Origin of the sequence: Pseudomonas sp. Tn43, from assembly GCF_014192635.1 — a bacterium.
GTDB lineage: Bacteria > Pseudomonadota > Gammaproteobacteria > Pseudomonadales > Pseudomonadaceae > Aquipseudomonas.
In genome coordinates, this window is sequence record NZ_JACHYG010000027.1 from 3,140 (window position 1) to 4,803 (window position 1,664).

Annotated in this window: 1 rRNA gene and 1 other annotated feature (1 of these 2 cut by a window edge); the gene reads left to right on the plus strand. The window is 52.9% G+C overall.

The window, feature by feature from the left end:
- Positions 1–1,403 (plus strand) — a sequence feature (most likely nonfunctional fraction of RNA operon); it begins 2,947 nt to the left of the window's first position.
- Between the two features lie 144 nt (positions 1,404–1,547).
- Positions 1,548–1,663 (plus strand): 5S ribosomal RNA (rrf, locus tag FHW68_RS27020).
- Position 1,664: the final 1 nt, after the last annotated feature.

The window sequence follows — 1,664 nt, forward strand, 5'->3', positions numbered from 1 at the left end:
GATTCCAAGGCCGAGAGCTGATGACGAGTGTTCTTTTAGAACACGAAGTGGTTGATGCCATGCTTCCAAGAAAAGCTTCTAAGCTTCAGGTAACCAGGAACCGTACCCCAAACCGACACAGGTGGTTGGGTAGAGAATACCAAGGCGCTTGAGAGAACTCGGGTGAAGGAACTAGGCAAAATGGCACCGTAACTTCGGGAGAAGGTGCGCCGGTGAGGGTGAAGCATTTACTGCGTAAGCCCACGCCGGTCGAAGATACCAGGCCGCTGCGACTGTTTATTAAAAACACAGCACTCTGCAAACACGAAAGTGGACGTATAGGGTGTGACGCCTGCCCGGTGCCGGAAGGTTAATTGATGGGGTTAGCTAACGCGAAGCTCTTGATCGAAGCCCCGGTAAACGGCGGCCGTAACTATAACGGTCCTAAGGTAGCGAAATTCCTTGTCGGGTAAGTTCCGACCTGCACGAATGGCGTAACGATGGCGGCGCTGTCTCCACCCGAGACTCAGTGAAATTGAAATCGCTGTGAAGATGCAGTGTATCCGCGGCTAGACGGAAAGACCCCGTGAACCTTTACTATAGCTTTGCACTGGACTTTGAATTTGCTTGTGTAGGATAGGTGGGAGGCTTTGAAGCGTGGACGCCAGTTCGCGTGGAGCCATCCTTGAAATACCACCCTGGCAACTTTGAGGTTCTAACTCAGGTCCGTTATCCGGATCGAGGACAGTGTATGGTGGGTAGTTTGACTGGGGCGGTCTCCTCCTAAAGAGTAACGGAGGAGTACGAAGGTGCGCTCAGACCGGTCGGAAATCGGTCGTAGAGTATAAAGGCAAAAGCGCGCTTGACTGCGAGACAGACACGTCGAGCAGGTACGAAAGTAGGTCTTAGTGATCCGGTGGTTCTGTATGGAAGGGCCATCGCTCAACGGATAAAAGGTACTCCGGGGATAACAGGCTGATACCGCCCAAGAGTTCATATCGACGGCGGTGTTTGGCACCTCGATGTCGGCTCATCACATCCTGGGGCTGAAGCCGGTCCCAAGGGTATGGCTGTTCGCCATTTAAAGTGGTACGCGAGCTGGGTTTAGAACGTCGTGAGACAGTTCGGTCCCTATCTGCCGTGGACGTTTGAGATTTGAGAGGGGCTGCTCCTAGTACGAGAGGACCGGAGTGGACGAACCTCTGGTGTTCCGGTTGTCACGCCAGTGGCATTGCCGGGTAGCTATGTTCGGAATAGATAACCGCTGAAAGCATCTAAGCGGGAAACTAGCCTCAAGATGAGATCTCACTGGGACCTTGAGTCCCCTGAAGGGCCGTCGAAGACTACGACGTTGATAGGTTGGGTGTGTAAGCGCTGTGAGGCGTTGAGCTAACCAATACTAATTGCCCGTGAGGCTTGACCATATAACACCCAAGCAATTTGCGTCGAAAGGCCAGATTGCGGTGTGTGAAGACGCAATGAACCGAAAGTTCGAGAAACACACAAATCTATCACCTGCCCAATTTGCTGAAGCGCGGCCAGCCGGCCACGATTCGGTACCCGAATTTCTTGACGACCATAGAGCATTGGAACCACCTGATCCCATCCCGAACTCAGCAGTGAAACGATGCATCGCCGATGGTAGTGTGGGGTTTCCCCATGTGAGAGTAGGTCATCGTCAAGAT